The organism is Kitasatospora sp. NPDC057542, assembly GCF_042801945.1.
Taxonomy (GTDB): Bacteria; Actinomycetota; Actinomycetes; order Streptomycetales; family Streptomycetaceae; genus Kitasatospora.
Map to the genome: position 1 here is coordinate 1 of NZ_JBHVFE010000873.1, position 1,005 is coordinate 1,005.

Genomic DNA, 1,005 nt, shown 5'->3' on the forward strand with positions numbered 1-1,005 from the left:
GGCTCCTTCCGCGACGGCGCCCGCGCTGGTGCGCCACAAGCCCAACAGGTTGCCGACGCCTGGCACCTGCTGCACAACCTCGCCGAGGCAGTCGAACGCGTCGTCGGCCGCCACCGCGCCGACCTGCGCGAACCCCTCACCATCGGAGACGACCACGATGACGTGTCCCGTTCCGGGGCCACCACCCTCAACGAGCTGGACATCCACGGCAGGCCGCGTCCCCTGGTCGCCCGGACCCGTGAGCGCCACCAGCAGATCCACGAACGCATCGAACGCGGCGACAGCCTTCGTGCCATCGCCCGCGAACTCCGCCTCAGCCGTGGCACCGTCCTGCGCTTCGCCCGAGCCGCCGACGTCGAGCAACTCCTCGTCGCCGCGACCCACCGCCCCAGCTTGGTCGACGACTACCGGCGTTACCTGCACCACCGGTGGATGGAGGGCTGCACGAACGCCGCCGCGCTCACGCGGGAGATCCAGCAGTTGGGCTACCGCGGTGACGTCAACACCGTCCAACGGCACCTGAGGCCCTACCGCAACGGAGCGATCCCGGCAGAGACCCCGCTTCCTCACTTGACCGTGCGCCGCGTCACGGACTGGATCATGCGCCGACCCGACCGGCTCGACGACACCGAACGCAAGTGCCTCGATGAGCTGTGCGAGCGCAGCCCCGCGCTGGCCACGACCACCGAGTACGCCCGGCGCCTGGCTACCATGGTGCGCGAGCGCCGCAGCGAGCACCTGGCCCTCGACGTCTGGCTCGCCGACGTCCGCCTCGACGGACAACGAGAACTCCGCACCCTGGCCGGCGGGATCCGACGCGACCAGGCGGCCGTCCTCGCCGCCCTGACCACCACCTTCACCTCGGGTGCTGTCGAGGGCAACGTGACCAGGATCAAACTACTGAAGAGACAGATGTACGGCCGGGCCAACTTCGACCTCCTGCGACGCCGCATCCTCCTGTCACCTTGATCAACAAGGAGGAACCCCTCAATCAGCGACAGAGCC

Annotated in this window: 1 protein-coding gene; it reads left to right on the forward strand. The window is 69.3% G+C overall.

Annotated features, from left to right (window positions below):
- Positions 1-969, forward strand: a 969-nt coding sequence (locus ACFU7Y_RS44220; RefSeq protein WP_380772124.1) for a transposase, incomplete at its 5' end; no start/stop codon positions are given.
- Positions 970-1,005 lie beyond the last annotated feature (36 nt).